The sequence below is a fragment of the Pseudomonas baetica genome (genome assembly GCF_019733355.1).
Lineage (GTDB): Bacteria > Pseudomonadota > Gammaproteobacteria > Pseudomonadales > Pseudomonadaceae > Aquipseudomonas > Aquipseudomonas baetica_A.
Window position 1 is genome coordinate 89,922 of record NZ_JAIHLQ010000013.1, and the last position, 26,981, is coordinate 116,902.

Genomic DNA, 26,981 nt, shown 5'->3' on the forward strand with positions numbered 1-26,981 from the left:
GCCCGTCTTCACGCTTCTGGAGTACTGCCTTTGAATGCGACGACCATCAACAGCCTGTTCTTGATCGGCGCGTTGCTGGTAGGTGCGAGCATTCTTGTCAGCTCACTGTCTTCGCGTCTCGGCATCCCGATTCTGGTCATTATTCTCGCGGTCGGCATGACTGCCGGGGTCGATGGCGCCGGGATCATTTTCGATAACTACCCGACGGCCTATCTGGTCGGCAACCTCGCACTGGCGGTGATCCTGCTCGACGGCGGCTTGCGCACACGGGTTTCAAGTTTCCGCGTGGCGTTATGGCCGGCGCTGTCACTGGCCACGGTCGGGGTGCTGATCACCACCGGGCTGACCGGCATGGCGGCTGCATGGCTGTTCGATCTGAACCTGATCCAGGGCTTGCTGATCGGCGCCATCGTCGGCTCAACCGACGCCGCCGCCGTGTTCTCGCTACTCGGCGGCAAAGGCCTGAATGAACGGGTGTCGGCCAGCCTGGAAATCGAATCCGGCAGCAACGACCCGATGGCGGTGTTTCTCACCGTGACCTTGATCGACATGCTCGCCAGCGGCCAGACCGGCTTGCACTGGAGCCTGCTGACCCACCTGATCCGCGAATTCGGTATCGGTGGCGTGATCGGTCTGGGCGGTGGTTGGCTGATGCTGCAACTGGTCAACCGGATCAACCTCGCCGCCGGCTTGTATCCGATTCTGGTGATTGCTGGAGGTCTGGCGGTGTTCGCACTGACCAACGCGCTGCACGGCAGTGGTTTTCTCGCGGTTTACCTGTGTGGCCTGGTGATCGGCAACCGCCCGGTGCGCAGTCGCCACGGCATCCTGCACATGCTCGACGGCATGGCGTGGCTGGCACAGATCGGCATGTTCCTTGTGCTGGGCTTGCTGGTGACGCCGCACGATTTGCTGCCGATTGCCCTGCCCGCTTTGGGCCTGGCGCTGTGGATGATTCTGTTCGCGCGGCCGCTGTCAGTGATCGTTGGCCTGCTGCCGTTCAAGGCGTTCCATGGCCGCGAAAAAGCGTTCATTTCCTGGGTTGGTCTGCGCGGTGCGGTGCCGATCATTCTGGCGGTGTTCCCGCTGATGGCCGGGCTGCCCCATGCGCAGCTGTACTTCAACCTCGCGTTTTTCATCGTGCTGGTCTCGCTGCTGGTGCAGGGCACGAGCCTGCCGTGGGTCGCCAAATGGCTCAAGGTCACGGTGCCGCCCGAGCCCGCGCCGATCTCTCGGTCCGCGCTGGAAGTGCATATCACCAGTGAGTGGGAGCTGTTCGTTTATAAGCTCGGTGCGGAGAAATGGTGCATCGGTTCGCCCCTGCGAGAACTGAAAATGCCCGAAGGCACGCGTATTGCCGCCCTTTTCCGTGGTCAGCAACTGCTCCATCCGTCGGGTAGTACGGTGTTGGAGGTCGATGATTTGCTCTGTGTTATCGGCCATGAACACAACTTGCCAGCCCTCGGAAAACTCTTCAGTCAGGCACCGCAACGCGGGCTCGACCTGCGTTTCTTCGGTGACTTCGTGCTCGAAGGAGACGCCCAGCTTAAAGCGGTTGCCGCCCTTTATGGCTTGCCGGCCGAGGGCATCGATCCCGCCATGACCCTGGGCGCCTTCATTGCCCAGAAAGTCGGCGGGGCACCGATCGTGGGCGACCAGGTGGAGTGGAACAACACCCACTGGACCGTCGCGGTCATGGACGGGAACAAGATTGGCAAAGTGGGCGTCAGATTCCCCGAAGGAAGTCGCCCGGGCCCCGGACTCTTCCTCTAAACTGCCTCCACTATCACTTGCTTGACCGGTCTCTATGCCTACCCTGCGCTCCTTTTTTATCGCGGCCCTGCTGGGCCTGAGTCTTACCGTCGGCCCGCTTTACGCCGCCGAACCGCCGTCCAGCGAAGCCGTGCAGGCCAGCCTGGAGAAACTCGCCGACAGCAAACTGCCAGATGCCGATAAAAAGACCCTGCAAACCGTTCTGCAGAACACGCTCAACCAGCTCAACAACAAAAGTGATTACGAACAGAAACTGATCGACCTCAAGCAACAACTCGCGACCGCGCCAAAACAGACCATCGAAAACGCCCGTGAACTGACGCGCCTCAAGGCCAGCAGTGTGGTGCCGGTGGCGCAGCGTTTCCCCAAAGAGTCGATTCAGCAACTGGAACAGATCCTCACCGATCGCTCCACCCAGCAGAGCGATCTGCAAAAAGCCCTGGCCGACGCCAACAGCCTGATCATCACTGCGCAGACTCGTCCCGAGCGCGCTCAGGCAGAAATCTCCGCCAGCCAGACGCGCATTCAGCAGATCAACAACATCCTCAAGTCCGGCAAGGACAGCGGAAAAACCATCAGCGGCGAGCAACGCGACCTACTGAACGCTGAACTGGCAGCGCTGAACGCGCTGATCCCGCTGCGCCGTCAGGAACTGGCCGGCAACAGCCAGTTGCAGGATCTGGGCAATTCCCAGCACGACCTGCTCTCGGAGAAATCCGACCGCCTCGACCACGAGATTCAGGAACTGCAAACCCTGATCAACCAGAAACGACTGGCGCAGTCGCAGGAAACCGTCACCCAGCAGTCGATCGAAGCGCAGAAGGCCGGTGGCAGCAGCCTGCTCGCCAGCGAAAGCACGGCCAACCTGAAGCTCTCGGACTACTTGCTCAAAAGCACCGACCGCCTCAACGAAGTCACCCAGCAGAATCTGCAAACCAAGCAGCAACTCGACACCCTGACCCAAAGCGATTCGGCTCTGGACGAGCAGATCAACGTGCTCAAGGGCAGCCTGTTGCTGTCGAAGATTCTCTACAAGCAAAAACAGGCCCTGCCGCGCTTGAAGGTCGACCGCGATCTGGCGGACCAGATTGCCGACATTCGCCTGTATCAGTTCGAAGTCAGCCAACAGCGTGAGCTGCTGAGCAATCCGTCAACCTACGTCGACAACCTGCTGTCCACCCAGCCACCGGAACAAGTCACCCCGCCGTTGCGCAAAAGCCTGCTGGATCTGGCCAACACCCGCGCCGACTTGCTGGAGCGCCTGAACCGCGAACTGAGCGCGGTGCTCAACGAATCGATCACCCTGCAACTCAATCAGAAGCAACTGCTGAGCACTGCGCAAAGCCTGCGCGCGACCCTCGATGAGCAGATGTTCTGGATCCCGAGCAACAAACCGCTGGATCTGGAATGGATGCGCGGCGTGCCGGAACGCCTCAAGCGTCAGGTCGACACCCTGCCGTGGGCTTCCAGCCTGAGCGAGCTGACCGACGGCCTGACCCAGCGACCGCTGCTGTTCCTGCCGCTGGCGCTGCTGATCGGCGCACTGCTGTTGCGCCGCAAAAACCTGTATGCGCGCCTGAACAAGGTTCACCAGGACATCGGCCACTTCAAACGCGACAGCCAGTGGCATACCCCGCAGGCGATTCTGATCAATATCCTGCTGGCGATGCCGGTGGCGCTCGGTCTGGGCCTGTGCGGCCTGGCCTTGCAGATCGATGCACGCGGACAGAACACCAACATGGGCGCGGCGTTGATACAAATGGGTCAGGCGTGGCTGGTGTTCTACACCGCTTACCGGATTCTTGCGCCGGGCGGCGTGGCGGAGTTGCACTTTCGCTGGGAAAAACCGCAGGTCGAATTCCTTCAAGGCTGGGTGCGGCGGCTGGGGCTGGTGGTCCTGGCGCTGGTGGCGGTGGTTGCCGTGGCCGAACTGCAACCGGCAGCACTGGCCGACGACGTACTTGGCATGCCGGTGGTGTTGATTTGCTACGCCCTGATGGCATGGCTGCTCAGTCGCCTGCTGATCAGCAGCCCGGCCCACGAAAACACCTCGCTGTTTCGCAAAGCCCTCGGCGTGATGTTCACCCTGCTGCCGATCGCCCTGTTCACCGCCGTGTGCTTCGGCTACTACTACACCGCACTGAAGCTCAGCGATCGCTTGATCAACACCCTCTATCTGCTGATGTTCTGGCTGGTGATCGAAGCCACCTTCGTCCGTGGCCTGGCGGTTGCAGCAAGGCGTCTGGCTTACCAGCGCGCCTTGGCCAAACGCCAGGCCGCAAAAGAAGCCGGTGAAGGCGAAGCGGTGATTGAAGAACCGACCCTGGACATCGAAAAGGTCAACGAACAGTCGCTGCGCCTGATCCGTCTGGCGCTGCTGGGCGGTTTCATCGCCGCACTGTACTGGGTCTGGTCGGATCTGATCTCGGTGTTCTCCTACCTGGACAACATCACCCTCTACGAATACACCAGCGGCACTGGCTCGAACATGAGCATGGTGCCGATCAGCATCGGCGACATGCTCGGCGCGCTGATCATCATCGGTATCACTTTCGCGCTGGCACGCAACCTGCCGGGCCTGCTTGAAGTGTTCGTGCTGTCGAAACTCAATCTGGCCCAGGGCAGTGCCTACGCGACGACGACGCTGCTGTCGTATGTGATCGCGGGTGTCGGCTTCGTCTCGACCCTGTCGACACTCGGCGTGAGCTGGGACAAGTTGCAATGGCTGGTGGCGGCGCTGTCGGTCGGCCTCGGTTTCGGCATGCAGGAGATCTTCGCCAACTTCATCTCCGGCATCATGATCCTGTTCGAACGCCCGGTGCGGATCGGCGACACCATCACCATCGGCAACCTGTCGGGCACGGTGAGCAAAATCCGCATCCGCGCAACGACCATCACCGACTTCGACCGCAAGGACATCATTGTCCCGAACAAGACGTTCATCACCGGGCAACTGATCAACTGGTCGCTGACCGACACCATTACCCGGGTCACACTCAAGCTGGGTGTGGATTACGGTTCGGACCTGGATCTGGTCAAGGAACTGCTCCTCAAGGCCGCCCGGGAAAACCCGCGAGTGCTCAAAGAACCCGAGCCGCACGTGTACTTCCTCAATTTCGGTGAAAGCACCCTCGACCATGAACTGCGCATGCATGTGCGCGATCTCGGTGACCGCAACCCGGTGATCGACGAGGTCAACCGCTTCATCAACCGCGAGTTCAAGACGCATCACATCAACATCTCGTTCCGCCAGATGGAGATTTACCTGAAGAATCTTCAAGGCGAGGAATACAAGCTGGTCCCCGTCGAGCCGAAGACGAAAACCGACGTAGCGGTGGTCGACGGCCAGAAACCGACACAAGAGCCACCGCCGGCCAAACTCGACTAACCGGTCTAATCCCAGCAGAATGCTCGGACATTCTGCTGGAGCAGGCCCTTGAAAGCCCTCGACGAACTGACCTTCGACAATCGCTTCGCCCGCCTGGGCGATGCGTTCTCAGCCCACGTGCTGCCTGAGCCGATCGACAATCCGCGTCTGGTCGTCGCCAGTGCCGCGGCCATGGCATTGCTGGACCTCGACCCGGCAACGGCTGAAACCGAGGAATTCGCCCAATTGTTTGGCGGCCACAAACTGTGGGCCGACGCTGAACCTCGGGCGATGATCTATTCCGGGCATCAGTTCGGCGGCTATACGCCGCAACTGGGCGATGGGCGCGGTTTGCTGTTGGGCGAGGTCTACAACGCGGCGGGCGAACACTGGGACCTGCACCTCAAGGGCGCCGGGCAGACGCCGTTTTCGCGCATGGGCGATGGCCGGGCGGTACTGCGTTCGTCGATCCGTGAGTTCCTCGCGTCCGAAGCGCTGTACGCATTGAACATTCCTTCGTCGCGGGCAGCCTGCGTGATCGGTTCCGACACGCCGGTCTGGCGCGAAAAGCAGGAGCGCGCGGCGATGGTGCTGCGCCTGGCGCCGAGCCACATCCGCTTTGGCCACTTCGAATACTTCTACTACACCAAGCGCCCCGAGCAGCAGAAGCAACTCGGCGAGCACGTACTGGCGATGCATTTCCCCGAATGCCTGGAACAACCGGAACCGTATCTGGCGATGTTCCGCGAAATCGTCGAGCGCAACGCCGAACTGATCGCCAAATGGCAGGCCTACGGCTTCTGCCACGGCGTGATGAACACCGACAACATGTCGATCCTTGGCATCACCTTCGACTTCGGCCCGTTCGCCTTCCTTGATGATTTCGACGCCAACTTCATCTGCAACCACTCCGACGATCAGGGCCGCTACTCGTTCAGCAATCAAGTGCCCGTCGGCCAGTGGAACCTCAGCGCACTGGCTCAGGCGCTGACGCCGTTCATCAGCGTCGAAGCCCTGCGCGAAACCCTGGGCCTGTATTTGCCGCTGTTTCAAGCGCATTACCTGGACCTGATGCGCCGTCGACTCGGTTTCACCACCGCTGAAGATGACGATCAATTGCTGCTGGAAAACCTGCTGCAACTGATGCAGAACAGCGGCGTTGATTACACGCTGTTCTTCCGCCATTTGGGTGAAACCTCACCGGAGCAGGCCGTCGCACGCTTGCGTGACGACTTCGTCGATATCAAAGGTTTCGATGCCTGGGGCGAGCGTTATGTGGCGCGGGTTGCCCGCGAAGGCACGCTTGATCAGGAACAGCGCCGGGCGCGGATGCACGCGGTGAATCCGCTGTACATCCTGCGTAATTATCTGGCGCAGAAAGCCATTGATGCGGCTGAGCAAGGAGATTACTCGCAGGTGCGCCGTTTGCATGCGGTGCTGAGCAAGCCGTTCGAGGAGCAGCCGGGGATGGAGACTTATGCAGAGCGGCCGCCGGAGTGGGGCAAGCATTTGGAGATCAGTTGTTCTTCTTAAAGGGCTGGACTCCATCTTGATAAGCGATTCGTGCGTCTCCAGATAAGGCGTACGCATCGTTAACCTTCTCCGAGCCGAACATGACCAACCCACTCCTGATCCCCTGCCCCTCCTGCAACGGCCTTAACCGCATCCCCGCCGAGCGCCTCGCCGACCAGCCGAAGTGCGGCCGCTGCAAATCCGCGGTGCTGTTGAGCAAACCGTTCGAACTCAAGCAAGGCGACTACGCCAGCCAGATCAAGGGCGATCTGCCGCTATTGGTTGACGTGTGGGCCGACTGGTGCGGGCCGTGCAAGTCGTTTGCGCCGGTGTTCGAGCAGGCGGCGGCGCAGTTGGCGGGCAAGTGTCGGTTGGCCAAGCTCGATAGCGAGGCGAATCAGCAGTTGTCGGCGCAGTTGGGGATTCGTTCGATACCGAGTCTGATTCTGTTCAAGAACGGCCGGGAAGTGGCGCGTCAGAGTGGCGCGTTTGCGTTGCCGCAGTTGATGAGCTGGCTGCATAGCCAGGGCATCTGACACACCCAAAACCCCATGTGGGAGCGGGCTTGCTCGCGAAGGCGTCGGATCCGTCAATTAAAGTATTGATGTGACGGCCCTTTCGCGAGCAAGCCCGCTCCCCACAAGGGTTAAGTGTGTCTCAGCACCTCAGGCGTCCTCGAGCAGGTTGTGCAACTCGACAAACTGCTGGGTCAGTTTGTGTCGCGGATCGAGGTGGATCAGCGGCGTGCTGGCCTGGTGCGACTCGCGCATGCGCACTGAACTGGTCAGATACACCGGCAGTACCGGCAAGCCTTCGGCAATCAATTCGTCCAGCATCTGCTGCGGCAAAGTGGCCCGGGCCTGGAACTGGTTGACCACGATGCCTTCAACTTCCAGCCCTTCGTTGTGGTCTTCCTTCAACTCTTCGATTTCCGCCAGTAAGCCGTACAGGGCCTGACGCGAGAAGCTGTCGCAATCGAAGGGGATCAGCACGCGATCTGCGGCAATCAGCGCCGATACCGCATAAAAATTCAGAGCCGGCGGCGTATCGAGGTAGATCCGGTCGTAATCTTCCGACAGCTCATCGAGCAACTTACGCAGTTTGTTGATCTTATGTTTGGCTTCGAGCTTGGGTTGCAAGTCCGCGAGTTCGGCGGTAGCGGTGATGATGTGCAGGTTGTCGAACGGCGTTTCGTAGATATCCGCCTGATTCTTTTTCGAGAAGGGTCCAGAAGACAGGGTCTGCTTGAAGAAATCGGCAATACCCATCGGGATGTCGTTGCCAGTGAGCCCCGTCAGATACTGAGTGGAGTTGGCCTGGGCATCGAGATCCACCAACAGCGTGCGATAACCCTCGCTGGCGCTGACCGCCGCCAGATTGCAGGCAATGCTGGATTTGCCTACACCACCTTTCTGATTGAACACCACGCGCCGCATGACAAAACCTCCGTGTATCAAAGAATGACCGAGTGTAGATGCGGGCGACCGTGCTTCGCTACCTTCACCGACACGGACTACAAGGTCATACATCAATATCCGGCGACAGGCAGCGTAAAAACCGCCATCAAACGCCGACATGTCCGACAGACAGACCGCATTCAGTGTGGATAATGGCCAAGTGACAGTTTTATCGCGAACCACTCGGTACATTTCATTGCGCAAAATGTAACCAGCATTTGCTACACACTCCTTGCACCGGGATAATGCGCGCCACCCGGCGCCAAGCGCCACGTCACCTCCAGCGCAGTCGGCTCATCTGCGCCGCGGCTTTGGCGACTCAAAATGCGTCAACAGAAGCCCGCAGGGGCGGGATGAACGTCCGTGATCAACTTCAACATCGCCCAATGGCGCGCGTGGGCCCCGGGGCTCGACAGCGTGGACGCCTGGCAGGCCTGGAGCCGACAACCGGTCGTGCTCCAGAGCAGTGATGCCGCGCCCGATGTATCGTTTTTGCCGGCCATGCAGCGGCGCCGACTCAGTCGCCTCGCCCGAATGGCCTTCAGTGTCGGCTGGCCGCTGGCCGACGGACGGGAACACCTGCCGCTGGTGTTCGTCTCCCGCCACGGCGAAACCCCGCGCACTTACGAAATTCTCAGTGATCTTGCCAAGGACGAACCGTTGTCACCGACTCAGTTCAGCCTGTCGGTGCACAACGCGATCATCGGCCTGTGGTCGATCATGCGCGGCGAAACCAGCGAAATGACTGCCCTCGCTGCCGCGGGCGACGGCCTCGAACACGGCATGCTTGAAGCCGCCGCCCTGCTCAACGAAGGCGCTCCGGCGGTGTTGCTGGTGATCACCGAAGAACAGCCGCCCGAAGCTTATTCGCAGTGGATCGACGATGTGCCGTTTCCGTACGCACTCGGCCTGTTGCTGACCCCCGGTACCGACTGGCGGCTGAGCCTGAACAGCACCTCGCAAGCACTGTCCAAAGCACAATGGCCCCACGCACTGAGTCTGTTGCGCACCCTGCTCGGCCAACAACCCCTTTGCCAACATGCCTGGAAAAATCGTGTATGGACCTGGCAACGCAACCCATGACCGAGAAAAAACGTGACGCCTACTACTGGCGCCTGCTCGCCACCGCCGCCAGTTTCGCGCTGTTCGGGCTCGGTGGACTGTGCCTTCGCGTACTGGTGTTTCCGCTGCTCGCCTGCCTGCCCGGCGATGCCCTGGCCCACCGCCAGCGTGCGAGGCAGACCGTCAGTCGGCTGTTCTGGTTTTTCGTACGGTTCATGGCCCGCACCGGCGTGCTGACCTACGACATTCAAGGTGCCGAACGTTTGGGCCGACCGGGGCAAATGATCATCGCCAACCACCCGTCGCTGATCGATGTGGTGTTTCTCATCGGCCTCGTGCGTCAAGCCAATTGCGTGGTGAAGAAAAGCCTGTGGGAAAACCCCTTCACCCGGGGTCCGCTGCGCAGCACCGAATACATCAGCAACGACGGCAGCATGGACATGCTCGATGCCGCCGCCGAGTCTCTGCAAAACGGCCAGACCCTGATCATTTTCCCCGAAGGCACGCGCACTCAACCGGGACAGGCACCCGCCTTTCATCGGGGCGCCGCAGCCATTGCCCTGCGGGGTGCGAAGATCCTAACGCCGGTGATCATTACGGTCAGCCCGACCACTTTGACCAAAGCCGAACCCTGGTATCGGATCCCCAGTCGCCGTGTGCACTTCAGTTTTCGTGTCGGCGCCGATATAGACCCACAGACATTCGCAGCGCAAGGGCCTGCACCGCAGGCCTCGCGCAAGCTCAACGATTATTTGCACTCTTACTTTATTAAGGAGCTCGCCCAAGATGAGCGATCTGCATCGGGACATTAAAGAGCTGATCATCGACGCCCTCGGCCTCGAAGACATCAGCGTTGAAGACATTGGCGACGATCAGACACTGTTCGGCGAAGGCCTGGGCCTGGACTCCGTCGACGCACTGGAACTGGGTCTGGCGATCCAGAAAAAATACGGCATCAAGATCGATGCTGATGCCAAAGACACCCGTAACCATTTCTCCAACGTGGCGAGCCTTGCGGCATTCGTCACGGCAAAACAGGCAGCTTGAGACCGGACCATGCAAACTCGTGATGACATTTTCAACACCCTGCGCGATGCCCTGGTCGAGCTGTTCGAACTGGACCCGGCCCGTGTGAGCCTGGACTCCAACCTGTATCAGGATCTGGAAATCGACAGCATCGATGCGGTCGATCTGATTGATCACATCAAACGCCAGACCGGCAAGAAAATCGCCGCCGAAGAGTTCAAATCGGTGCGTACCGTTGGTGACGTGGTCGAGGCGGTCTACCGTCTGGTTCAACCGACCGCATGAGCCGATTGATCGGCCTCGGCCTGTTGCTGGCCGGCCTGCTGTACCCCTTTGCGGTGTATTTCGGCATGGAGCACTTCGCCCCGTGGCAGTTCGGACTGCTGCTGGGCAGCCTGTGGCTGGCGCGGGCACTGACCGGCGAGCGCAAGCCGGGCAGCCTGTGGATGGCCGGCGTGGCCATTGTGTTCTGCCTGCTGCTGGCGGTGTTCGACAGCCCATTGCTGCTGCGCTGGTACCCCGTGCTGATCAGCGGTTTCATGCTGGTGCTGTTCAGCCTGAGCCTGAAATTCGGCCCACCGATGGTCGAACGGCTGGCGCGGCTGCGTGAGCCGCAGTTGCCCGCCAACGCGATTCGCTACACCCGCAAGGTCACCGTAGCGTGGAGCATCTTTTTCTTCTGCAACGGTTTGTGCGCCGCCCTCCTAACGCTGTGGGCGCCGCTGAATTGGTGGATGTTGTACACCGGCCTGATCTCCTACGGATTGATCGGCCTGATGTTTGCCATTGAATGGCTGATACGACAACGGGTGAGAGGCCGTACATGAACTGGATAAAACTTGAGCAGCTATTGCTCAAGGCCCTGCCGGCGCGAGCGATCAGCCACGCACCGGCACTCGATCACGCGCAACTGTGTGAGCAGGCGCTAAGCGTTGCCGCCAGCCTGCAAGCTCAGGGTGTGCGGCGTTTGGCCGTGCATCTGGAGGATGCCGCCGATCTGGCCATCGCCCTGCTAGGCGCCTGGCGCGCAGGGGTCAGCGTGTTGCTGCCCTCGGATCTGCAAGCGCAGACCCGTCAGCGCTGGTCGAATGAAGTCGACCTGTGGCTGACCGATCAAAGCGGTGACAGCCATTTAGGGGACTTCGCTCAGCCGCCATTGCCCGGCGCGGAGCTGAATCTCGATGAGTGCCGCTTGAGCCTGTGTACTTCCGGCTCCAGCGGCGAGCCCAAACGCATCGACAAATCCCTGCGCCAACTGGCCAATGAAGTCCACGCGCTGGAGCAGCTCTGGGGTGCGGATCTCGGTGAAGCCTGCATCATCGGCAGTGTCGCGACTCAGCACATCTACGGTTTGCTGTTCCGTGTGCTCTGGCCGCTGTGCGCGGGTCGAACGTTCGTGCGCAAGCAACTGGCCTTCTGCGAAGATTTGCAACGCGCCAGCCGCGAGCACTCGACCTTTGCCTGGGTCGCCAGCCCGGCGCTGCTCAAGCGCATGGGTGACAACCTCGACTGGCCGGCCCTGAGCGCAGTGCGCCGGGTATTTTCCTCCGGTGGCGCGCTGCCGGCAGAAGCCGCACAGAGCCTGCATCAACGCCTGCAACAGTGGCCGACGGAAATCCTCGGCAGCTCGGAAACCGGTGGCATCGCTTGGCGTCAGGGCGCAGCGCTGTGGCAACCCTTCGCCGACGTCGAACTGACTCAGGACAACGACGGCGCACTGTTGATCGCCTCACCCTATCTGCCCGCCGGGCATGTCGAACACACCGCCGACGCTGCACGCATCAGCGCCGATGGTCGTTTCGAACTGCTCGGGCGACTGGACCGGATCGTCAAACTCGAAGAAAAACGCATCTCGCTGCCAATGCTGGAGCACGCCTTGGTCGCCCACGATTGGGTCGCTGAAGCGCGTCTGGGTGTGGTGCAGGAAAACCGTGCATCGCTGGGCGCCTTGCTGGTGCTCAGCGAGTCTGGCCTGTTTGCCCTGCGTGAACATGGCCGCCGCAGCCTCACAGAAGCCCTGCGCAAGCACCTCAGTGAGCATTGCGAAGCCCTCGCGCTGCCGCGTCGCTGGCGTCTGCTGCGTCAATTACCGCTGAACAGCCAAGGCAAGCTGCCGCAGGCCGATGTCGAAGCGCTACTGCTGGCGCCCCGGCCGAAAGCCCCCGACGTGCTGGAACAGCTCGAAATCGACGGTGAATGGAGCCTGCAACTCAGTGTTCCACCGGACCTGGCCTATTTCAGCGGCCACTTTCCCAAAGCCCCGGTGTTGCCGGGCGTGGTGCAAGTGGAATGGGCGCTGAACCTCGGCCGTCAACTGCTGAACCTGCCCGGCACGTTTGTTGGCATGGAAGTGTTGAAGTTTCAGCAACTGGTGCGCCCCGGCGATGAAATTCAGCTGCACCTGCGCTTCGATCCCGAACGCAGCAAGCTGTATTTCGCCTATCGCAACGACACCGCCACCTGCTCCAGCGGCCGGATTTTGCTGGAGACCGCTCATGCATAACCCCTGCGCCGTGATCCCGGTCTACAACCATGAAACCGCGATCACCACCGTGATCGAGGCCCTGCTCGCCCAAGGCCTGCCATGCATTCTGGTGGACGACGCGAGCACGCCGTCCTGCGCGCGCGTGCTCGAGGGTCTGGCCGAACGCGACAACGTTTTTCTGGTGCGCCTGACTGCCAATCAGGGCAAGGGCGGCGCGGTGATGACCGGCCTGCGCGAAGCCGCAAGACTGGGTTTCAGCCATGCACTGCAGGTCGATGCCGACGGCCAGCATGACTTGCACGACGTCGCTCGTTTCGTCGAAGAATCCCGAGCGCATCCACAAGCGATGATTTGCGGTTATCCGCTGTTCGATGAGAGCGTGCCCAAGGGCCGTTTGTACGCCCGCTACCTGACCCATGTGATGGTGTGGATCAACACGCTCTCGCTGCAGATCCGCGATTCGATGTGCGGTTTTCGGGTGTATCCGCTGGCCTCGACGCTGGCGTTGATCAACTCGGCGAAAGTCGGCAAACGCATGGATTTCGACTCGGACATTCTGGTGCGCCTGTCGTGGCGCAATCAACCGATGCGCTGGCTGCAAACCAGCGTGCATTACCCGTTGGATGGCGTCTCGCACTTCCGTCTGTTCCACGACAACGCACTGATTTCCAGCATGCACACCCGGTTGTTCTTCGGCATGTTGCTGCGCTTTCCGCTGATCCTCTGGCGGCGGTGGCGCCGATGAATACCGAGACCGACAAAAAACACTGGGCCGACCGCGAGGAACGCGGCAGTTTCCTGTTGATGAAATTCACCGCGCTCGCCGCCAAAGTCCTTGGACGTCGGCTGCTGAGCCCATTGCTGTACGGCATCGTCCTGTACTTTTTCCTGTTTGGGCGAGTCGCGCGGCGCAGTACCTGGCAATACCAGCAACGCCTGGCCGACTGGAGCCTGCGTGAAGACTTGCAGCCGAACCATTGGCGGGTGTTCGGCCAGTTCATGGCCTTCGCCGATTCGATGCTCGACAAGCTCGACGTGTGGAACGGCAAACTCAAAATCGAGCAGATCGAAATCATCGATCCGGCGCTGCTGCGCAATCAGTTGCGCGGCAGTCGCGGGCAACTGCTGGTCGGCGCGCACCTGGGCAATCTCGAAGTGTGCCGCGCACTGGCCGAGATCGGCGAAAAGGTCACCATGAATGTGCTGGTACACACCAAGCACGCCGAGCAGTTCAACCGTTTGCTCGGCGAGGCCGGGGCGACCAATCTGCGCCTGATTCAGGTCAGCGAACTCGACCCGGTGATCATGCTGCAACTGCACGAACGCCTGGAGCGTGGCGAGTGGCTGGCGATTGCCGGCGACCGCGTGCCTTTGCACGGTGGGCGCAGCGTGACCGTCGATTTTCTTGGCCACCCGGCACCGTTCCCACAGGGGCCATGGCTGCTGGCCGGTCTGCTCAAATGCCCGGTCAACCTGCTGATGTGCCTCAAGCAACCCGATGGCCACTACCGCCTGACCCTCGAACCGTTCGCTGACGCCGTGGTGTGGAAGCGCAGCGAGCGCGAGCAGGTCATTCATCAGTGGGCGACCCGCTATGCGCAGCGCCTGAGTCACTATTGCCTCGAAGCGCCGCAACAATGGTTCAACTTTTACCCTTTCTGGAAGACCGATGACGACGCCAACCCATGAGCCGGTAACCTTCGGCGAACGCCCTTTGCGCATCGAAGACGTGCTGGCCCTGGCCAACCGTCAGGCGCCCGTGCAGTTGCAGAGCGACGCGGTTTACCGTGAACGCATCGCCAAAGGCGCACGGTTCCTCGATTCGCTGCTGGACAAGGAAGGCGTGATCTACGGCGTGACCACCGGTTACGGCGATTCCTGCGTGGTCGCGGTGCCGCTGCATCACGTCGAAGCGCTGCCGCGTCATCTCTACACTTTCCACGGTTGCGGATTGGGCAAACTGCTCGACGCCCAAGCCACCCGCGCCGTGCTGGCGGCGCGCTTGCAGTCGCTGTGCCACGGTGTTTCCGGGGTGCGGATTGAACTGCTCGAGCGTCTGCACGCCTTCCTCGAATACGACATCCTGCCGCTGATCCCCGAAGAGGGTTCTGTCGGCGCCAGCGGCGACCTGACGCCGCTGTCCTACGTTGCGGCAACGCTGTCCGGTGAACGTGAAGTGATGTTCCGTGGCGAACGCCGTCAGGCTGCCGATGTGCATCGCGAACTCGGTTGGACGCCGCTGGTGTTGCGCCCCAAAGAAGCGCTGGCACTGATGAACGGCACCGCTGTGATGACCGGCCTCGCCTGCCTCGCCTACGCCCGCGCCGATTACCTGCTGCAACTGGCCACGCGCATCACCGCGCTCAACGTGGTGGCGCTGCAAGGCAATCCGGAGCACTTCGACGAGCGCCTGTTCGCCGCCAAGCCGCATCCGGGGCAAATGCAGGTCGCCGCGTGGCTGCGCAAGGATCTGGCCATCGACGCGCCGACTGCGCCGCTGCATCGTTTGCAGGATCGCTATTCGCTGCGCTGCGCCCCGCACGTGCTCGGCGTACTGGCCGACAGCCTGAACTGGCTGCGTTCGTTTATCGAGACCGAACTCAACAGCGCCAACGACAACCCGATCATCGACGCCGAAGCCGAGCGCGTATTGCACGGTGGGCACTTCTACGGCGGGCACATCGCGTTCGCCATGGACAGCCTGAAAAACCTCGTGGCCAACGTGGCCGATCTGCTCGACCGTCAACTGGCGTTGCTGGTGGACGAGCGTTACAACCACGGCTTGCCGAGCAATCTGTCCGGCGCTACGGCTGATCGGGCGATGCTTAACCACGGCTTCAAGGCTGTGCAGATCGGCACCAGCGCCTGGACCGCCGAAGCGTTGAAAAACACCATGCCGGCCAGCGTTTTCTCGCGCTCCACCGAGTGCCACAACCAGGACAAGGTGAGCATGGGCACCATCGCTGCCCGCGACGCGATCCGCGTGCTGGAACTGACCGAACAGGTTGCCGCCGCCACGCTGCTGGCCGCGAACCAAGGCGTGTGGCTGCGAGGTCAGGCCGCAGACGCTCGGCCACTGCCACCCGCACTGGCCGCGATGCACGAGGAACTCGCCCATGACTTCCCGCCGGTCATCGAAGACCGTGCACTGGAAGGCGAACTGCGCCTGTGCCTGCAACGCATCGCCGCGCAACACTGGAGGTTGCATGCGTAGTGCCGGAGTGCTTCACGCCGATACGGAAATCCTCGTACCGTTCTTTGACGTCGATACCATGCACGTGGTCTGGCACGGCCATTACGTCAAATACCTCGAAGTGGCGCGTTGCGCGCTGCTGGACAAGATCGGCCACAACTACACACACATGGTCGAGTCCGGTTACGCCTGGCCGATCATCGACCTGCAACTGCGCTATGTGCGTGGCGCGGTGTTCGGCCAGAAGCTGAACGTGCGCGCCAGTCTGGTCGAGTGGGAAAACCGTCTTAAGATCAACTACCTGATCACCGACCTACAAACCGGCGAACGCCTGACCCGCGCCAGCTCGGTGCAGGTCGCGGTCGAGGTCAGCCGTCGCGAGATGCAACTGGCCTCGCCGAAAGTCTTCACCGATGCCGTGGAAAGGATGCTGCGATGAACCTGTTTCTTAGAAGTCTCGGCGCGCTGGCGCTGTTGGCCGTGTCGACGTTGGCCAACGCCTTCGACCTGCAACAGCTCAGCGAGCAACTGGCCAAACCGGACGTGATCCACGGCCAGTTCATTCAGGAAAAACACCTGCGCGCCCTGCCTCAGCCGCTGGTCAGCAAGGGCCGTTTCGTCCTCGCCAAAAATCTTGGCCTGCTCTGGCGGCTGAAAACCCCGCTGCAGCAAGACTACCGCATCAGCGCCAAAGGCATTGCCCGGCGTGACGCCAGTGGCTGGCAATGGCTGCCGAACAAGAGCGCCGGGGCTGAACAGAACCGTTTGTTCCTCGCCGTGCTGCAAGGTGATAGCAGCGGTCTGCAACGGGATTTCGAACTGGCCCTGAGCGGCGATGCGCAGAAGTGGACACTGACCCTGACCCCGCGCTCGTTGCTGCTCAAGCAAGTGTTCAACCAGATCAACATCAACGGCGGCGCACTGGTGCAAACCATCGAACTGCTGGAAACCCAGGGCGACAGCACCGTACTGCGCATGCAGGACAGCACCGCCGACCAACCGCTGAGCGACGCGGAGCAACATGACTTTGCCGAGTGAACGCAGGCTGCCGTGGCTGTTTCTGATCCTGCTGCTGGCGGTGATCGCACTGGCCGGTTGGCAGTGGCGCAACGGTGCGCCGTTGTCGGCCAACCTGATGGAACTGGTGCCGGGCACAAACCCTGACGCCCTCCAATTGCGCGCCGAACAACGCATGCAGGAACCGCTCAACCGCGAAATGCTGGTGCTGGTCGGCCACACTGATCGTCAGCAAGCGGTGGCCATGGCCCAGACCCTGGGCGAGCAATGGCAAGCCAGCGGACTGTTCGAAACAGTGCAGTGGAACCTGCAAGCGGACCTGCCGGCCCTGCGCACGCAACTGCTGGACGGCCGGCTGGCGATGCTCTCGGCGAATGATCGGCAGTTGCTCAGTGAACATCCCGACGCCTTCATCCAGCAACGGGTGCAGGCGCTGTACGACCCCTTTACCGGCTTCAGTCTGGTACCCAGTCAGGATGACTGGCTGGGTCTGACCGGGCGCATCCAGAACAGCCAGCCCAAGCACGGCGCAGTGCAACTGGACATCGGCAGCGGTGCATTGGTCGCTGATGCCGACGGCAAGAGCTGGGTCATGCTGCGCGCGCGCACCACTGGCAACGCCTTCGACATGAACCTGCCGCTGCAAGTCGCCGCCCTGCTGCAAAACAGCCGCGAGCAAGCGGCTAAATCAGACGTGCAACTGCTGGCCGCCAGCGGTCTGCTGTACGCGGCCAATGGTCAACAGCAAGCCACTCGCGAGATGACCTGGGTCGGCGGCGGTGCCACCGTCGGTGTTTTGTTGCTGCTATTGCTCGCCTTTCGCCGATGGCAGGTGTTGCTGGCGTTTATGCCGGTGCTGGTCGGCATGTTGTTTGGTGCGGTGACGTGTGTGGCGCTGTTCGGCCACATGCATGTGATGACGCTGGTACTGGGCTCCAGCCTGATTGGCGTGGCGGTGGATTACCCGCTGCACTACCTGTCCAAGAGCTGGAGTTTCAAGCCCTGGCGCAGTTGGCCGGCCTTGCGTCTGACCCTGCCCGGGCTGACCTTGAGCCTGATCACCAGCGCCATCGGTTATCTGGCACTGGCGTGGACGCCCTTCCCGGCGCTGACCCAAATTGCCGTGTTCTCCGCCGCCGGGTTGCTCGGTGCGTACCTGTCGGCGGTGTGCCTGCTGCCGGCGCTGTTGAGGAATGTCGAACTGCGCCCGGCACAATGGCCACTGCATCTGGCCGAGCGTCTGGTGAATTTGCGAGAAAGGCTGCTCGAACACATCCGCACACCGGTGCTGTTGGCGCTGCTGATCGCCTTCTGCATCGGCGGCCTGGTACAACTGCAAAGCAAAAACGACATCCGCCAATGGGTCGGCACGCCACAACGCCTGACCGATGAAGCGCAGACCATCGCACGCATCACCGGCTATCAGCCGACCAGCCAGTTCTTCCTGATTCGCGCAACCAATCAGCAGCAATTGCTCGAACGTCAGGCCGCGCTAAGCGGGCGTCTGCAACAACTGGTCAACCTCGACAAGCTGCAAGGGTATCTGGCGCTCGATCAACTGGTCAGCCCGCCTGGTCAGCAGCAGAACGTACGCGATGCGTTGAACAAACTGGCGCAGCACTGGCAACCGCTGCTCGACCTCGGCGTGCCCCTCGCCGCGCTGCAAAACGAACTGCAACAGCTACAAAATCTACCCGCCAAGGACATCGACGCCGCGCTGGCCGGCCCACTTGGCGAACCCTATCGCACGCTATGGCTGGGCCCGACCGAGCAGGGCGTTGCGGCGATGACCAGCCTGCAAGGCCTGAACAACCCGGCGCTGTTGCGGGTGCAGACGCAAGACCTGCCGGGCGTTGTCCTGGTGGATCGTCTCGGCAAGCTCAATGATGTTTTCGCCGCGACCCAGGTCAGCGCCGCCGAACTGAAACTCGCCTCCTGCGTGTTGATCGTACTGGTGCTGATCGTGCCGTTCGGTTTAGTCGGCGCGTTGCGCATCGTGGCCCTGCCATTACTCGCGGCGCTGTGCAGCCTGGCCAGTCTTGGCTGGCTCGGCCAGCCGCTGACTCTGTTCAGTCTGTTCGGCTTGTTGCTGGTCACGGCCATCAGCGTCGATTACGCGATCCTCATGCGTGAGCAGGTTGGCGGCGCGGCGGTCAGCCTGCTCGGCACGTTGCTGGCCGCCGTGACGACGTGGCTGTCATTCGGCCTGCTGGCGGTGTCGAGCACACCGGCGGTGAGCAACTTCGGTCTGTCAGTGAGCCTCGGACTGGCCTTCAGCTTCATTCTTGCCCCTTGGGCCGGGCGTCATGTCCACACGCCCCTGAATACCACCGCCATCGCGCCCGAGAGTTCACATGCCCATCATTGAAACGCAGCGTCGCCAGGTCGTCATCATCGGCGCTGGCCCCTCCGGCGCCATCGCCGCCGCGCTGCTCAAGCGCAAGGGCCACGATGTGCTGGTGATCGAGCGCCAGCACTTCCCACGCTTTTCCATCGGTGAAAGCCTGCTCAGTCATTGCCTGGATTTCGTCGAAGAGGCTGGCATGCTCGACGCCGTCAACGCCGCTGGCTTCCAGCGCAAGACCGGCGCGGCGTTTGCCTGGGGCGAGCGCTACAGCGCGTTCGATTTCAGTGACACCTTCACCGACGGCAAACCGACGACATTCCAGGTGCAACGCGCCGATTTCGACAAACTGCTGGCCGACCAAGCGGCGCTGCAAGGTGCTGAAATCCGCTATGGCGATGCCATCGTCGGCGTCGATTTCGACCGGGCAAAACCACACCTTGATGTGCGCCGCGAAAACGGCAGTGAGTACCGCGTCGAGGCGGATTTCGTGTTCGATGCCAGTGGTTACGGGCGCGTGCTGTCACGTTTGCTCGATCTCGAAGCGCCGTCGAATTTCCCAGTGCGCCAAGCGGTGTTCACCCACGTCGAAGACCACATCGACCACCCGGCCTTCGACCGCGAAAAAATTCTCGTCACCACACACCCGCAACATCGCGATATCTGGTTCTGGACGATCCCGTTCAGCAACGGCCGCTGCTCGGTGGGCGTGGTCGCCGCCGCAGAACATTTCGCGGGTCGCGATGCTGATCTCGATGCCTGCCTGCGCGGTTTCATCGCCGAGACTCCCAGCCTCGCCAGCGTGCTGAACAACGCCGTGTGGGACACCCCGGCGCGCACCCTCGGCGGTTACGCGGCCAACGTCAAAACCCTGCACGGGCCGGGCTTCGCTTTGCTCGGTAATGCCGCTGAGTTTCTCGACCCGGTGTTCTCCTCGGGCGTGACCATCGCCATGCGTTCGGCGAGCATGGCCGCGGCCGTGCTGCACCGTCAGTTGCAAGGCGAAACCGTCGATTGGCAAAGCGAATTTGCCGAGCCGCTCAAACGTGGCGTCGACACCTTCCGCTGCTACGTCGAGGGCTGGTACGCCGGCACTTTTCAAGACGTGATTTTTTATGAAGACAGCCAGGCGGAGATTCGCCGGATGATCTGCTCGATCCTCGCCGGTTACGCCTGGGACGAACGCAACCCGTTCGTCAGCGAAGCGCGCCGCCGGCTGAAGATGATTTCCGAACTTTGTGCAAAGGACGCCCCATGAGTTACCTGAGCGACAGCTACGTCGAGGAAACCCGCTTCGGTTTCTGGTTCCTGCGCAGCCATACCTGGCAGCACCATGTGTTACGTGTAGCGATCAACGATTTACGCAGCCTGTTCAGCGAAACGCTGCCCGCGAACCCGGTGCTGCTGGACGCCGGCTGCGGCCAGGGCAAGTCGTTCCGCTACCTGCGCCAGACCTTCGCCCCGCAACGGTTGATCGGTATCGATGCCGATCCGCACAGCCTTCAATTGAGCGGTGAAGAAGCGGCGCGGCAGGGTTTGGACGTCGAGTTGATCGGCAGTGATTGCGCAACCCTCAACGTGCCGGATGCCAGCGTTGATCTGCTGTTCTGTCACCAGACGTTCCATCACTTGGTCGAACAGGAAAAAGCCCTGGCCGAGTTCTATCGCGTGCTCAAACCGGGTGGCTATCTGCTGTTCGCCGAGTCAACCGAGGCCTACATTGATACGTGGGTGATTCGTTGGCTGTTCCGTCATCCGATGCATGTGCAGAAGAGTGCGGCGCAGTATCTGCAGATGATTCGTGAACAAGGTTTCGAGTTTGGCGAGCGCAATGTCTCGTACCCGTATTTGTGGTGGAGCCGCTCGAAAGATTTTGGCTTGCTGGAACGGTTTGGATTGCGCAAGCCCAAGCCGTTTGGCCAGCGGGAGGAAACGTTGGTGAACGTTGTCGCCCGAAAACCATTAGCAGGGGCTTGCTGATGCAACTCCTAACCTGTGAGAGCGGGCTTGCTCGCGAAAGCGGTGGATCAGCTTGCATTGATGCCGGATGTGCCGACGCCTTCGCGAGCAAGCCCGCTCCCACAGGGGTTGTGGTGTGGCTGGTATTTTTGGTAACGGCCCTGTTGAGTGGTTGCGCCAGTCAGGCGCCATTGCCAGCAGGCAATCCAACACTGCCGCTGCCGCTGCAACTGCACATCGAGCGACTCCAGGCCGATCAGCGTCAGGACTGGCTCTTGGTGATCCAGCGCGAAGGCCCCGGCATTCGCTGGTCGATGATGGACCCGCTCGGCATTCCTCAAGCGCGCCAGCAATTGATCGACGGTCATTGGCAGGCCGACGGTCTGCTGCCGCCCAACCCGCAGGCCCGGGAACTGTTCGCCGCGCTGCTGTTTGCCCTGACCCCGTCCGGCGAACTGCTACGCAATTACCCCGCCGCGCAGCAGCACGACGGGCAACGTTCCTTGGCGCCGCGCTGGAACATTCGTTATTCACAACCGTTGAGCTTCGATGTGAACCTGCCTCAAGGCCCGCACTATCGCGTGTCCCCACTCGGTGAACCGACGCCATGACTGCCTACCTGAATGCCCTCGGCGTGATCTGCGCCTTGGGTCGCGACAAACAAGAAGTGGCCCGCCAGCTGTTTGCTGGCGATTGCTCGGGCATGTGCCACGAATCAGGCTGGGTGGCAAATCGCGAACTGCCGGTGGCGGCGGTGCACGGTGAACTGGCGCCGATTCCACCAGCGCTCGCGGACCAGAGCAGCCGCAACAATCAACTGTTACTGGAAGCCGCGCTGCAGATCCGCGAAGACATCGATCAGGCGATCCAGACCTACGGCCGCGAGCGCATCGGCGTGGTGCTCGGCACCAGCACCTCGGGCATCGACGAGGCCAGTCGTGGCCTGGCGCACTTCATTCGCGAGCAGCAGTTCCCGGTCGAGTATGACTATCGGCAACAGGAACTCGGCGCGCCGGCCAACTTCCTCGCTGACTGGCTGCAATTGAGCGGCCCGGCTTATGTGATTTCTACCGCCTGCACCTCCAGCGCCCGCGCCTTGATGAGCGCACAGCGCCTGCTTGATCTGGGCCTGTGCGACGCGGTGCTGTGCGGCGGTGTCGACAGTTTGTGCAAGCTGACCCTCAACGGTTTCTCGTCGCTGGAAGCCGTGTCCGACGAGCGCTGCAATCCGTTCTCGGCCAACCGCAACGGCATCAACATCGGTGAAGCGGCGGTGCTGTTCGTGATGAGCAAGCAACGAGGCGACGGCCCGGCCATTGCCTTGCTCGGGGCGGGTGCCAGCTCTGACGCGCATCACATTTCCGCCCCGGAACCGAGCGGCCGCGGTGCACTGCAAGCGATGCACAAAGCCTTGAGTCGCGCCCACCTGCAGGCAGCGCAGATCAACTATCTGAACCTGCACGGCACCGCGACCCAACACAACGACGCCATGGAAAGCCTAGCCGTCGCCACGCTGTTTCCCGACGGCGTGGCGTGCTCATCGACCAAACCGATGACCGGTCACACCCTTGGTGCTGCCGGTGCGCTGGAAGCTGCTTTCTGTTGGCTGAGCCTGAGCGCCGACAATCACGAGCACGCACTACCACCGCACGTCTGGGATGGCCAGGCCGATCCCGCGCTGCCGCCGCTCAAGTGGGTGACTGCGAGCGAACGCCTGACGTCCATTGCACCGCGCTACCTGATGAGCAACTCGTTTGCCTTCGGGGGCAACAACGTCAGCCTGATTATCGGAGACGCCCCATGACCGACTGGCCGCTCGCCGAATTACTGCCGCACGCCGGCGACATGATCCTGATCGACAAGATCATCAGCTTCGATGAAGAGCAGATTTACACCCGGCTCACGGTCAAGCCTGACGGCCTGTTCAGCCTGCCCGACGGTAGCCTGCCCGCGTGGGTGGGCATCGAACTGATGGCGCAAAGCGTCGCTGCCTTCGCCGGTTGCCATGCACGATTGAAAGGCAATCCGGTGGAGCTGGGCTTCCTGCTCGGCACGCGCAAGTTCGAGTGCAACGTCGCCGCGTTCGCGGCTGGCAGCGAGTTGACCGTTCACGGCATCCGCTCGCTGGAAGACGACAACGGCATGGGCGTATTCGAATGCCATATCAACGCTGACGGCATCCACGCCAGCGCCCGGCTGAATGTATTCCGCCCACCTGCGGCGGCTGATTATCTTGAACAGAAAAAGGCGTCGAACGATGACTGAATCCGTACTGGTCACCGGCTCCAGCCGTGGCATCGGCCGCGCCATTGCGTTGCGCCTGGCGCAAGCCGGGCACGACATCGTCCTGCATTGCCGCAGCGGCGTTGCCGAGGCGCAAGCGGTACAGGCTGAAATCGAAGCGCTGGGCCGCCACGCGCGCATCCTGCAATTCGATGTAGCCGATCGCGAAGCCTGCAAAAGCATCCTCGAAGCCGACGTCGAAACCCACGGTGCCTATTACGGCGTCGTGCTCAACGCCGGCCTGACCCGCGACGGCGCTTTCCCCGCGCTGAGCGACGACGATTGGGACGTGGTACTGCGCACCAACCTCGACGGTTTCTATAACGTCCTGCACCCGGTGATGATGCCGATGATCCGCCGCCGAGCCGCCGGTCGCATTGTTTGCATCACGTCAGTGTCGGGCTTGATCGGCAACCGTGGCCAGGTCAACTACAGCGCCTCCAAGGCTGGCGTGATCGGTGCGGCGAAAGCGTTGGCGATTGAACTGGGCAAGCGCAAAATCACCGTTAACTGCGTCGCGCCGGGCCTGATCGACACGGCGATGCTCGACGAAAACGTGCCGGTGGAAGAACTGATGAAAATGATCCCCGCGCAACGCATGGGCACCCCTGAAGAGGTGGCCGGTGCGGTGAATTTCCTGATGTCGGCGGAAGCCTCGTACATCACCCGCCAGGTCCTGGCGGTCAACGGAGGCTTGTGCTGATGAAGCGCGTTGTCGTCACCGGCATGGCCGGCATCACCTCGCTGGGCAGCGACTGGGAAACCATCTCGGGCAACTTCGCGGCCAACCGCAGCGGCATTCGGCGGATGGACGAGTGGGATCGCTTCAGCGAACTCAATACGCGTCTGGCCGGGCCCATCGATGATTTTGTCGTCCCTGCACATTGAACGCGCAAACAACTGCGCAGCATGGGCCGGGTGTCGCGACTCGCCGTCGGCGCGGCGGAAAAAGCCCTCGCCGATGCCGGTTTGCTCGGCGACGAATCGATCAGGGACGGGCGCATGGGCGTGGCTTGCGGCTCGTCCACCGGCAGCACCGACGAGATCAAAGCGTTCGGCAACATGTTGCTGAACTCGGTAGCAGAAGGCCTGAACGCCAACTCCTACGTGCGAATGATGCCGCACACCACCGCCGCCAATATCAGTATCTTCTTCGGCCTCACCGGGCGCCTGATCCCGACGTCCAGCGCCTGCACCAGCGGCAGTCAGGGCATCGGCTACGCCTATGAGGCGATCAAGTTCGGTCGCTTGCCGCTGATGCTCGCTGGCGGTGCCGAAGAACTCTGCCCGACCGAAGCCATGGTCTTCGACGCGCTCTACGCCACCAGCCTGAAAAACGATGCGCCACAAACCAGCCCTCGCCCCTACGACAAGGGCCGCGACGGTCTGGTGATCGGTGAGGGCGGCGGCATGCTGGTGCTCGAAGAGCTGGAACGCGCCCTCGCTCGCGGCGCGCATATCCATGCCGAAATCGTCGGTTTCGGCAGCAACGCCGACGGCCAGCACACCACCCGCCCGGAACAAACCACCATGCGCCGCGCAATGGAACTGGCGCTGGAAGACGCCGGGCTGACGCCGCAGGCCATCGGTTATGTCAATGGTCACGGCACGGCGACAGAACAGGGCGACATTGCCGAAACACTGGCGACCAGCAGCTTGTTCGGCGAACGCATGCCGATCAGCTCGCAGAAGAGTTTCCTCGGCCACACGCTCGGAGCCTGCGGGGCGCTGGAGTCGTGGTTCAGCATCGAGATGATGAATCGCGATCTGTACGTGCACACGTTCAATCTCGACGAGGTCGATCCGCACTGCGGCAAACTCGATTACCTGCGCGGCGAATTCCGCCCGATGCATCACGACTACGTGATGAACAACAATTTCGCTTTTGGTGGCGTCAACACCTCGTTGATTTTCCGCCGCTGGCCGCAACCGAATTAATCCAGGTCAAGGAGACCTCCATGCACTTCAAGAAACTCGCTGCCTTCACTCTGATGCTCTGCGCCTTGCCGGCCGTCAGCCAGGCCCGTGACACGGCGGTTTACCTGCCGTTCGACAAGGCCGTCGCCGAAGCGACCCGCTCGGGCAAAATCGATGGCAGCGTGAAGTTCTATCTGGCCGGCAACACCCCGGCCGGCAAAGTCACCGTACTCAGCCCCGGCGCCGTGACCAACAAGAAAACCAACGCTTTCAACAAATCCGACACCGTCGCCTGCGAGTGGGTCGTTCAATCGGCAATCATCAGCCTGCATCAAGCGGCGAAAAATGCCGGGGCCAATGCAGTGACCAATATCGTCAGCTTCTACAAGAGCAACGAGCGCAAGGATGCACAGACGTACGAATGCCACGCGGGCGCGATTCTGGCGGGGGTTGCGTTGAAGGGCGATCTGGCGAAGGTTCAGTAAGACGGTGATGCATTGTCGTCATGGAGCTTGCTCCCGACGCCAATGCCGTAATCAACATCGCCAGCGTCGACCAGCGTGACCTTTACAAAGACACCGGAAATTCCAGTGCAGCGCTGGGATGTTGGTGTCGAGCGTGGCGTTGCGTGGGGATTTGGCGTACGTGGATTGGTGGGACTGTAGAAACGACAAAGGGCGCCTGAATTGGCGCCCTTTGTCGTTCGACTCAACTCAAGTGCTGGCATGTAACTTCAGTCCTAAAGCTTTCACTACTTTCACGATTGTCCCGAACTCGGGGTTTCCTTCACCTGACAATGCGCGGTAGAGGCTCTCCCGGGAAAGCCCAGCGTCACGTGCGACTTGAGTCATGCCTCGCGCTCTCGCAAGGGTGCCAAGCGCCTTGGCGATGAAGGCCGGATCGTCTCCAGCCTCCTCCATACAGGCATCGAGATAGTTAGCCATGTCCTCTTCTGTCTTGAGGTACTCGGCTGAGTCCCAACGAGCGAATTGTTCGGTCATGGATTGTTCTCCTGCCAGGACTCCGCGATGAGCCTGGCTTGCTTGATGTCTCGGGGTTGGCCGCTCTTATCTCCACCACAAAGGAGGATGACTAGTTCTACACTCGTTAAATCGTTGAGTTTCGCTCACTGAGTCAAGGAGATGACCATGCAAGTGAAAGCCCTGATCGCCGCGATGCTCTTCAGTCTGCTCCCCAGCGCCAGCCATGCCACCAATCTGATGTACATGCCCTTCGAAACGGTGTTGTCGCACGCGATTCGTGCCGGGCGGCTGGATGGCAGTGTGAAGTTTTATCTGGCCGGAAATGGGCCGCAGGGCACTCAGCAGTTGCTGCAACGCGATGTGATCAGTGATTTGAAGACCAACGGTTTCAACAAGAGCGATCACGATTCCTGCGAGTGGGTGTTGCAGTCGAACCTGATCAGGTTGCAGGCCGAGGCCAAGCGGGTCGGGGCGAATGCGGTGGTCAATATCGTCAGTTATTACGACCAGCATGTGCGCAAGGATTTGAATACGTATGAGTGTCGGGCGGGGATTTTTGTCACGCGGGTAGCGTTGAAGGGGGATCTGGTGCGGTTGCCATAA

The 26,981-nt window shown here is 61.3% G+C and carries 26 protein-coding genes and 1 pseudogene; 25 read left to right on the forward strand and 2 right to left on the reverse strand.

Annotated features, from left to right (window positions below):
* The first annotated feature begins 30 nt into the window (after positions 1-30).
* The 4 genes from K5E40_RS13900 (at position 31) to trxC (ending at position 7,188) form a co-directional block, all read left to right on the forward strand.
* A complete protein-coding gene (locus tag K5E40_RS13900) occupies positions 31-1,773 on the forward strand; it encodes a potassium/proton antiporter (protein ID WP_221731270.1) in 1,743 nt (580 codons plus the stop codon).
* 34 nt (positions 1,774-1,807) lie between these two features.
* Positions 1,808-5,161, forward strand: a complete 3,354-nt coding sequence (gene mscK, locus K5E40_RS13905) for a mechanosensitive channel MscK (RefSeq protein ID WP_221731271.1) — start codon at positions 1,808-1,810, stop codon at positions 5,159-5,161.
* 48 nt (positions 5,162-5,209) lie between these two features.
* Positions 5,210-6,673, forward strand: a complete 1,464-nt coding sequence (selO, locus tag K5E40_RS13910) for a protein adenylyltransferase SelO (protein WP_221731272.1) — start codon at positions 5,210-5,212, stop codon at positions 6,671-6,673.
* A gap of 80 nt (positions 6,674-6,753) precedes the next feature.
* The gene (gene trxC / locus K5E40_RS13915) at positions 6,754-7,188 is read left to right on the forward strand and encodes a thioredoxin TrxC (protein ID WP_221731273.1); all 435 of its coding nucleotides are present in this window, start codon (positions 6,754-6,756) and stop codon (positions 7,186-7,188) included.
* Between the two features lie 129 nt (positions 7,189-7,317).
* On the opposite strand, the gene K5E40_RS13920 is transcribed toward trxC, so the two are convergent.
* Positions 7,318-8,088, reverse strand: coding sequence for a ParA family protein (locus K5E40_RS13920; protein WP_221731274.1), 771 nt, complete (start codon positions 8,086-8,088; stop codon positions 7,318-7,320).
* Between the two features lie 384 nt (positions 8,089-8,472).
* Between K5E40_RS13920 and K5E40_RS13925 the strand changes: the two genes are divergently transcribed.
* The 20 genes and pseudogenes from K5E40_RS13925 to K5E40_RS14020 all read left to right on the forward strand — a co-directional run bounded on the left by K5E40_RS13925 (position 8,473) and on the right by K5E40_RS14020 (position 25,880).
* A complete protein-coding gene (locus K5E40_RS13925; protein WP_221731275.1) occupies positions 8,473-9,192 on the forward strand; it encodes a beta-ketoacyl synthase chain length factor in 720 nt (239 codons plus the stop codon).
* The gene (locus tag K5E40_RS13930; RefSeq protein WP_221731276.1) at positions 9,168-9,983 is read left to right on the forward strand and encodes a 1-acyl-sn-glycerol-3-phosphate acyltransferase; all 816 of its coding nucleotides are present in this window, start codon (positions 9,168-9,170) and stop codon (positions 9,981-9,983) included. The genes K5E40_RS13925 and K5E40_RS13930 overlap by 25 nt, the downstream gene beginning before the upstream one ends.
* Entirely contained in the window at positions 9,958-10,218 is a 261-nt protein-coding gene (locus K5E40_RS13935) for a phosphopantetheine-binding protein (RefSeq protein ID WP_221731277.1), read from the forward strand. Before K5E40_RS13930 ends, K5E40_RS13935 begins: the two co-directional genes overlap by 26 nt.
* Positions 10,219-10,227: 9 nt before the next feature.
* Positions 10,228-10,482 (forward strand): acyl carrier protein, encoded by a 255-nt coding sequence (locus tag K5E40_RS13940; RefSeq protein ID WP_221731278.1) that lies wholly within the window; start codon positions 10,228-10,230, stop codon positions 10,480-10,482.
* A complete protein-coding gene (locus K5E40_RS13945) occupies positions 10,479-11,024 on the forward strand; it encodes a hypothetical protein (RefSeq protein ID WP_221731279.1) in 546 nt (181 codons plus the stop codon). The genes K5E40_RS13940 and K5E40_RS13945 overlap by 4 nt, the downstream gene beginning before the upstream one ends.
* The gene (locus K5E40_RS13950) at positions 11,021-12,700 is read left to right on the forward strand and encodes an acyl-CoA synthetase family protein (RefSeq protein WP_221731280.1); all 1,680 of its coding nucleotides are present in this window, start codon (positions 11,021-11,023) and stop codon (positions 12,698-12,700) included. The genes K5E40_RS13945 and K5E40_RS13950 overlap by 4 nt, the downstream gene beginning before the upstream one ends.
* Positions 12,693-13,427, forward strand: coding sequence for a glycosyltransferase family 2 protein (locus tag K5E40_RS13955; RefSeq protein WP_221731281.1), 735 nt, complete (start codon positions 12,693-12,695; stop codon positions 13,425-13,427). The genes K5E40_RS13950 and K5E40_RS13955 overlap by 8 nt, the downstream gene beginning before the upstream one ends.
* The gene (locus tag K5E40_RS13960) at positions 13,424-14,371 is read left to right on the forward strand and encodes a glycosyl transferase (RefSeq protein ID WP_221731282.1); all 948 of its coding nucleotides are present in this window, start codon (positions 13,424-13,426) and stop codon (positions 14,369-14,371) included. Before K5E40_RS13955 ends, K5E40_RS13960 begins: the two co-directional genes overlap by 4 nt.
* Positions 14,352-15,896 (forward strand): histidine ammonia-lyase, encoded by a 1,545-nt coding sequence (hutH, locus tag K5E40_RS13965; protein ID WP_221731283.1) that lies wholly within the window; start codon positions 14,352-14,354, stop codon positions 15,894-15,896. Before K5E40_RS13960 ends, hutH begins: the two co-directional genes overlap by 20 nt.
* On the forward strand, positions 15,889-16,314 hold the full coding sequence (locus tag K5E40_RS13970; protein WP_221731284.1) for a thioesterase family protein: 426 nt from the start codon (positions 15,889-15,891) through the stop codon (positions 16,312-16,314). The genes hutH and K5E40_RS13970 overlap by 8 nt, the downstream gene beginning before the upstream one ends.
* Positions 16,311-16,913 (forward strand): outer membrane lipoprotein carrier protein LolA, encoded by a 603-nt coding sequence (locus K5E40_RS13975; RefSeq protein ID WP_221731285.1) that lies wholly within the window; start codon positions 16,311-16,313, stop codon positions 16,911-16,913. The genes K5E40_RS13970 and K5E40_RS13975 overlap by 4 nt, the downstream gene beginning before the upstream one ends.
* Positions 16,897-19,260 carry an MMPL family transporter gene (locus K5E40_RS13980; protein ID WP_221731286.1) on the forward strand — a complete coding sequence of 788 codons (2,364 nt, stop codon included), beginning with the start codon at positions 16,897-16,899 and terminating at the stop codon, positions 19,258-19,260. Before K5E40_RS13975 ends, K5E40_RS13980 begins: the two co-directional genes overlap by 17 nt.
* Positions 19,247-20,494 (forward strand): NAD(P)/FAD-dependent oxidoreductase, encoded by a 1,248-nt coding sequence (locus K5E40_RS13985; RefSeq protein WP_221731287.1) that lies wholly within the window; start codon positions 19,247-19,249, stop codon positions 20,492-20,494. The genes K5E40_RS13980 and K5E40_RS13985 overlap by 14 nt, the downstream gene beginning before the upstream one ends.
* Positions 20,491-21,216, forward strand: coding sequence for a class I SAM-dependent methyltransferase (locus K5E40_RS13990; protein WP_221731288.1), 726 nt, complete (start codon positions 20,491-20,493; stop codon positions 21,214-21,216). The genes K5E40_RS13985 and K5E40_RS13990 overlap by 4 nt, the downstream gene beginning before the upstream one ends.
* Positions 21,216-21,806: a hypothetical protein gene (locus tag K5E40_RS13995; RefSeq protein ID WP_221731289.1), complete on the forward strand. Its 591-nt coding sequence runs from the start codon at positions 21,216-21,218 to the stop codon at positions 21,804-21,806. Before K5E40_RS13990 ends, K5E40_RS13995 begins: the two co-directional genes overlap by 1 nt.
* Positions 21,803-22,999, forward strand: coding sequence for a beta-ketoacyl-[acyl-carrier-protein] synthase family protein (locus K5E40_RS14000; RefSeq protein ID WP_221731290.1), 1,197 nt, complete (start codon positions 21,803-21,805; stop codon positions 22,997-22,999). Before K5E40_RS13995 ends, K5E40_RS14000 begins: the two co-directional genes overlap by 4 nt.
* On the forward strand, positions 22,996-23,460 hold the full coding sequence (locus K5E40_RS14005) for a hotdog family protein (RefSeq protein ID WP_221731291.1): 465 nt from the start codon (positions 22,996-22,998) through the stop codon (positions 23,458-23,460). Before K5E40_RS14000 ends, K5E40_RS14005 begins: the two co-directional genes overlap by 4 nt.
* Positions 23,453-24,181, forward strand: coding sequence for a 3-oxoacyl-ACP reductase FabG (fabG, locus tag K5E40_RS14010; protein WP_221731292.1), 729 nt, complete (start codon positions 23,453-23,455; stop codon positions 24,179-24,181). The genes K5E40_RS14005 and fabG overlap by 8 nt, the downstream gene beginning before the upstream one ends.
* Positions 24,181-25,416: pseudogene (locus tag K5E40_RS14015) on the forward strand (beta-ketoacyl-ACP synthase). The gene fabG and the pseudogene K5E40_RS14015 overlap by 1 nt, the downstream one beginning before the upstream one ends.
* Positions 25,417-25,436: 20 nt before the next feature.
* Positions 25,437-25,880, forward strand: coding sequence for an excinuclease (locus K5E40_RS14020; protein WP_221731293.1), 444 nt, complete (start codon positions 25,437-25,439; stop codon positions 25,878-25,880).
* Positions 25,881-26,108: 228 nt separating this feature from the next.
* On the opposite strand, the gene K5E40_RS14025 is transcribed toward K5E40_RS14020, so the two are convergent.
* Positions 26,109-26,396 carry an addiction module antidote protein gene (locus K5E40_RS14025; protein WP_221731294.1) on the reverse strand — a complete coding sequence of 96 codons (288 nt, stop codon included), beginning with the start codon at positions 26,394-26,396 and terminating at the stop codon, positions 26,109-26,111.
* A gap of 147 nt (positions 26,397-26,543) precedes the next feature.
* Between K5E40_RS14025 and K5E40_RS14030 the strand changes: the two genes are divergently transcribed.
* Complete coding sequence (locus K5E40_RS14030; RefSeq protein WP_221731295.1) at positions 26,544-26,981, forward strand: excinuclease; 438 nt, start codon at positions 26,544-26,546, stop codon at positions 26,979-26,981.

Excerpts from the sequence above, each read along its gene's own strand:
- mscK (WP_221731271.1), top strand. The coding sequence starts at position 1,808 with ATGCCTACCCTGCGCTCCTTTTTTATCGCGGCCCTGCTGGGCCTGAGT.
- trxC (WP_221731273.1), top strand. The coding sequence starts at position 6,754 with ATGACCAACCCACTCCTGATCCCCTGCCCCTCCTGCAACGGCCTTAAC.
- K5E40_RS13920 (WP_221731274.1), bottom strand. The coding sequence starts at position 8,088 with ATGCGGCGCGTGGTGTTCAATCAGAAAGGTGGTGTAGGCAAATCCAGC.
- K5E40_RS13930 (WP_221731276.1), top strand. The coding sequence starts at position 9,168 with ATGGACCTGGCAACGCAACCCATGACCGAGAAAAAACGTGACGCCTAC.
- K5E40_RS13935 (WP_221731277.1), top strand. The coding sequence starts at position 9,958 with ATGAGCGATCTGCATCGGGACATTAAAGAGCTGATCATCGACGCCCTC.
- K5E40_RS13940 (WP_221731278.1), top strand. The coding sequence starts at position 10,228 with ATGCAAACTCGTGATGACATTTTCAACACCCTGCGCGATGCCCTGGTC.
- K5E40_RS13945 (WP_221731279.1), top strand. The coding sequence starts at position 10,479 with ATGAGCCGATTGATCGGCCTCGGCCTGTTGCTGGCCGGCCTGCTGTAC.
- K5E40_RS13950 (WP_221731280.1), top strand. The coding sequence starts at position 11,021 with ATGAACTGGATAAAACTTGAGCAGCTATTGCTCAAGGCCCTGCCGGCG.
- K5E40_RS13955 (WP_221731281.1), top strand. The coding sequence starts at position 12,693 with ATGCATAACCCCTGCGCCGTGATCCCGGTCTACAACCATGAAACCGCG.
- K5E40_RS13960 (WP_221731282.1), top strand. The coding sequence starts at position 13,424 with ATGAATACCGAGACCGACAAAAAACACTGGGCCGACCGCGAGGAACGC.
- hutH (WP_221731283.1), top strand. The coding sequence starts at position 14,352 with ATGACGACGCCAACCCATGAGCCGGTAACCTTCGGCGAACGCCCTTTG.
- K5E40_RS13970 (WP_221731284.1), top strand. The coding sequence starts at position 15,889 with ATGCGTAGTGCCGGAGTGCTTCACGCCGATACGGAAATCCTCGTACCG.
- K5E40_RS13975 (WP_221731285.1), top strand. The coding sequence starts at position 16,311 with ATGAACCTGTTTCTTAGAAGTCTCGGCGCGCTGGCGCTGTTGGCCGTG.
- K5E40_RS13980 (WP_221731286.1), top strand. The coding sequence starts at position 16,897 with ATGACTTTGCCGAGTGAACGCAGGCTGCCGTGGCTGTTTCTGATCCTG.
- K5E40_RS13985 (WP_221731287.1), top strand. The coding sequence starts at position 19,247 with ATGCCCATCATTGAAACGCAGCGTCGCCAGGTCGTCATCATCGGCGCT.
- K5E40_RS13990 (WP_221731288.1), top strand. The coding sequence starts at position 20,491 with ATGAGTTACCTGAGCGACAGCTACGTCGAGGAAACCCGCTTCGGTTTC.
- K5E40_RS13995 (WP_221731289.1), top strand. The coding sequence starts at position 21,216 with ATGCAACTCCTAACCTGTGAGAGCGGGCTTGCTCGCGAAAGCGGTGGA.
- K5E40_RS14000 (WP_221731290.1), top strand. The coding sequence starts at position 21,803 with ATGACTGCCTACCTGAATGCCCTCGGCGTGATCTGCGCCTTGGGTCGC.
- K5E40_RS14005 (WP_221731291.1), top strand. The coding sequence starts at position 22,996 with ATGACCGACTGGCCGCTCGCCGAATTACTGCCGCACGCCGGCGACATG.
- fabG (WP_221731292.1), top strand. The coding sequence starts at position 23,453 with ATGACTGAATCCGTACTGGTCACCGGCTCCAGCCGTGGCATCGGCCGC.
- K5E40_RS14020 (WP_221731293.1), top strand. The coding sequence starts at position 25,437 with ATGCACTTCAAGAAACTCGCTGCCTTCACTCTGATGCTCTGCGCCTTG.
- K5E40_RS14025 (WP_221731294.1), bottom strand. The coding sequence starts at position 26,396 with ATGACCGAACAATTCGCTCGTTGGGACTCAGCCGAGTACCTCAAGACA.
- K5E40_RS14030 (WP_221731295.1), top strand. The coding sequence starts at position 26,544 with ATGCAAGTGAAAGCCCTGATCGCCGCGATGCTCTTCAGTCTGCTCCCC.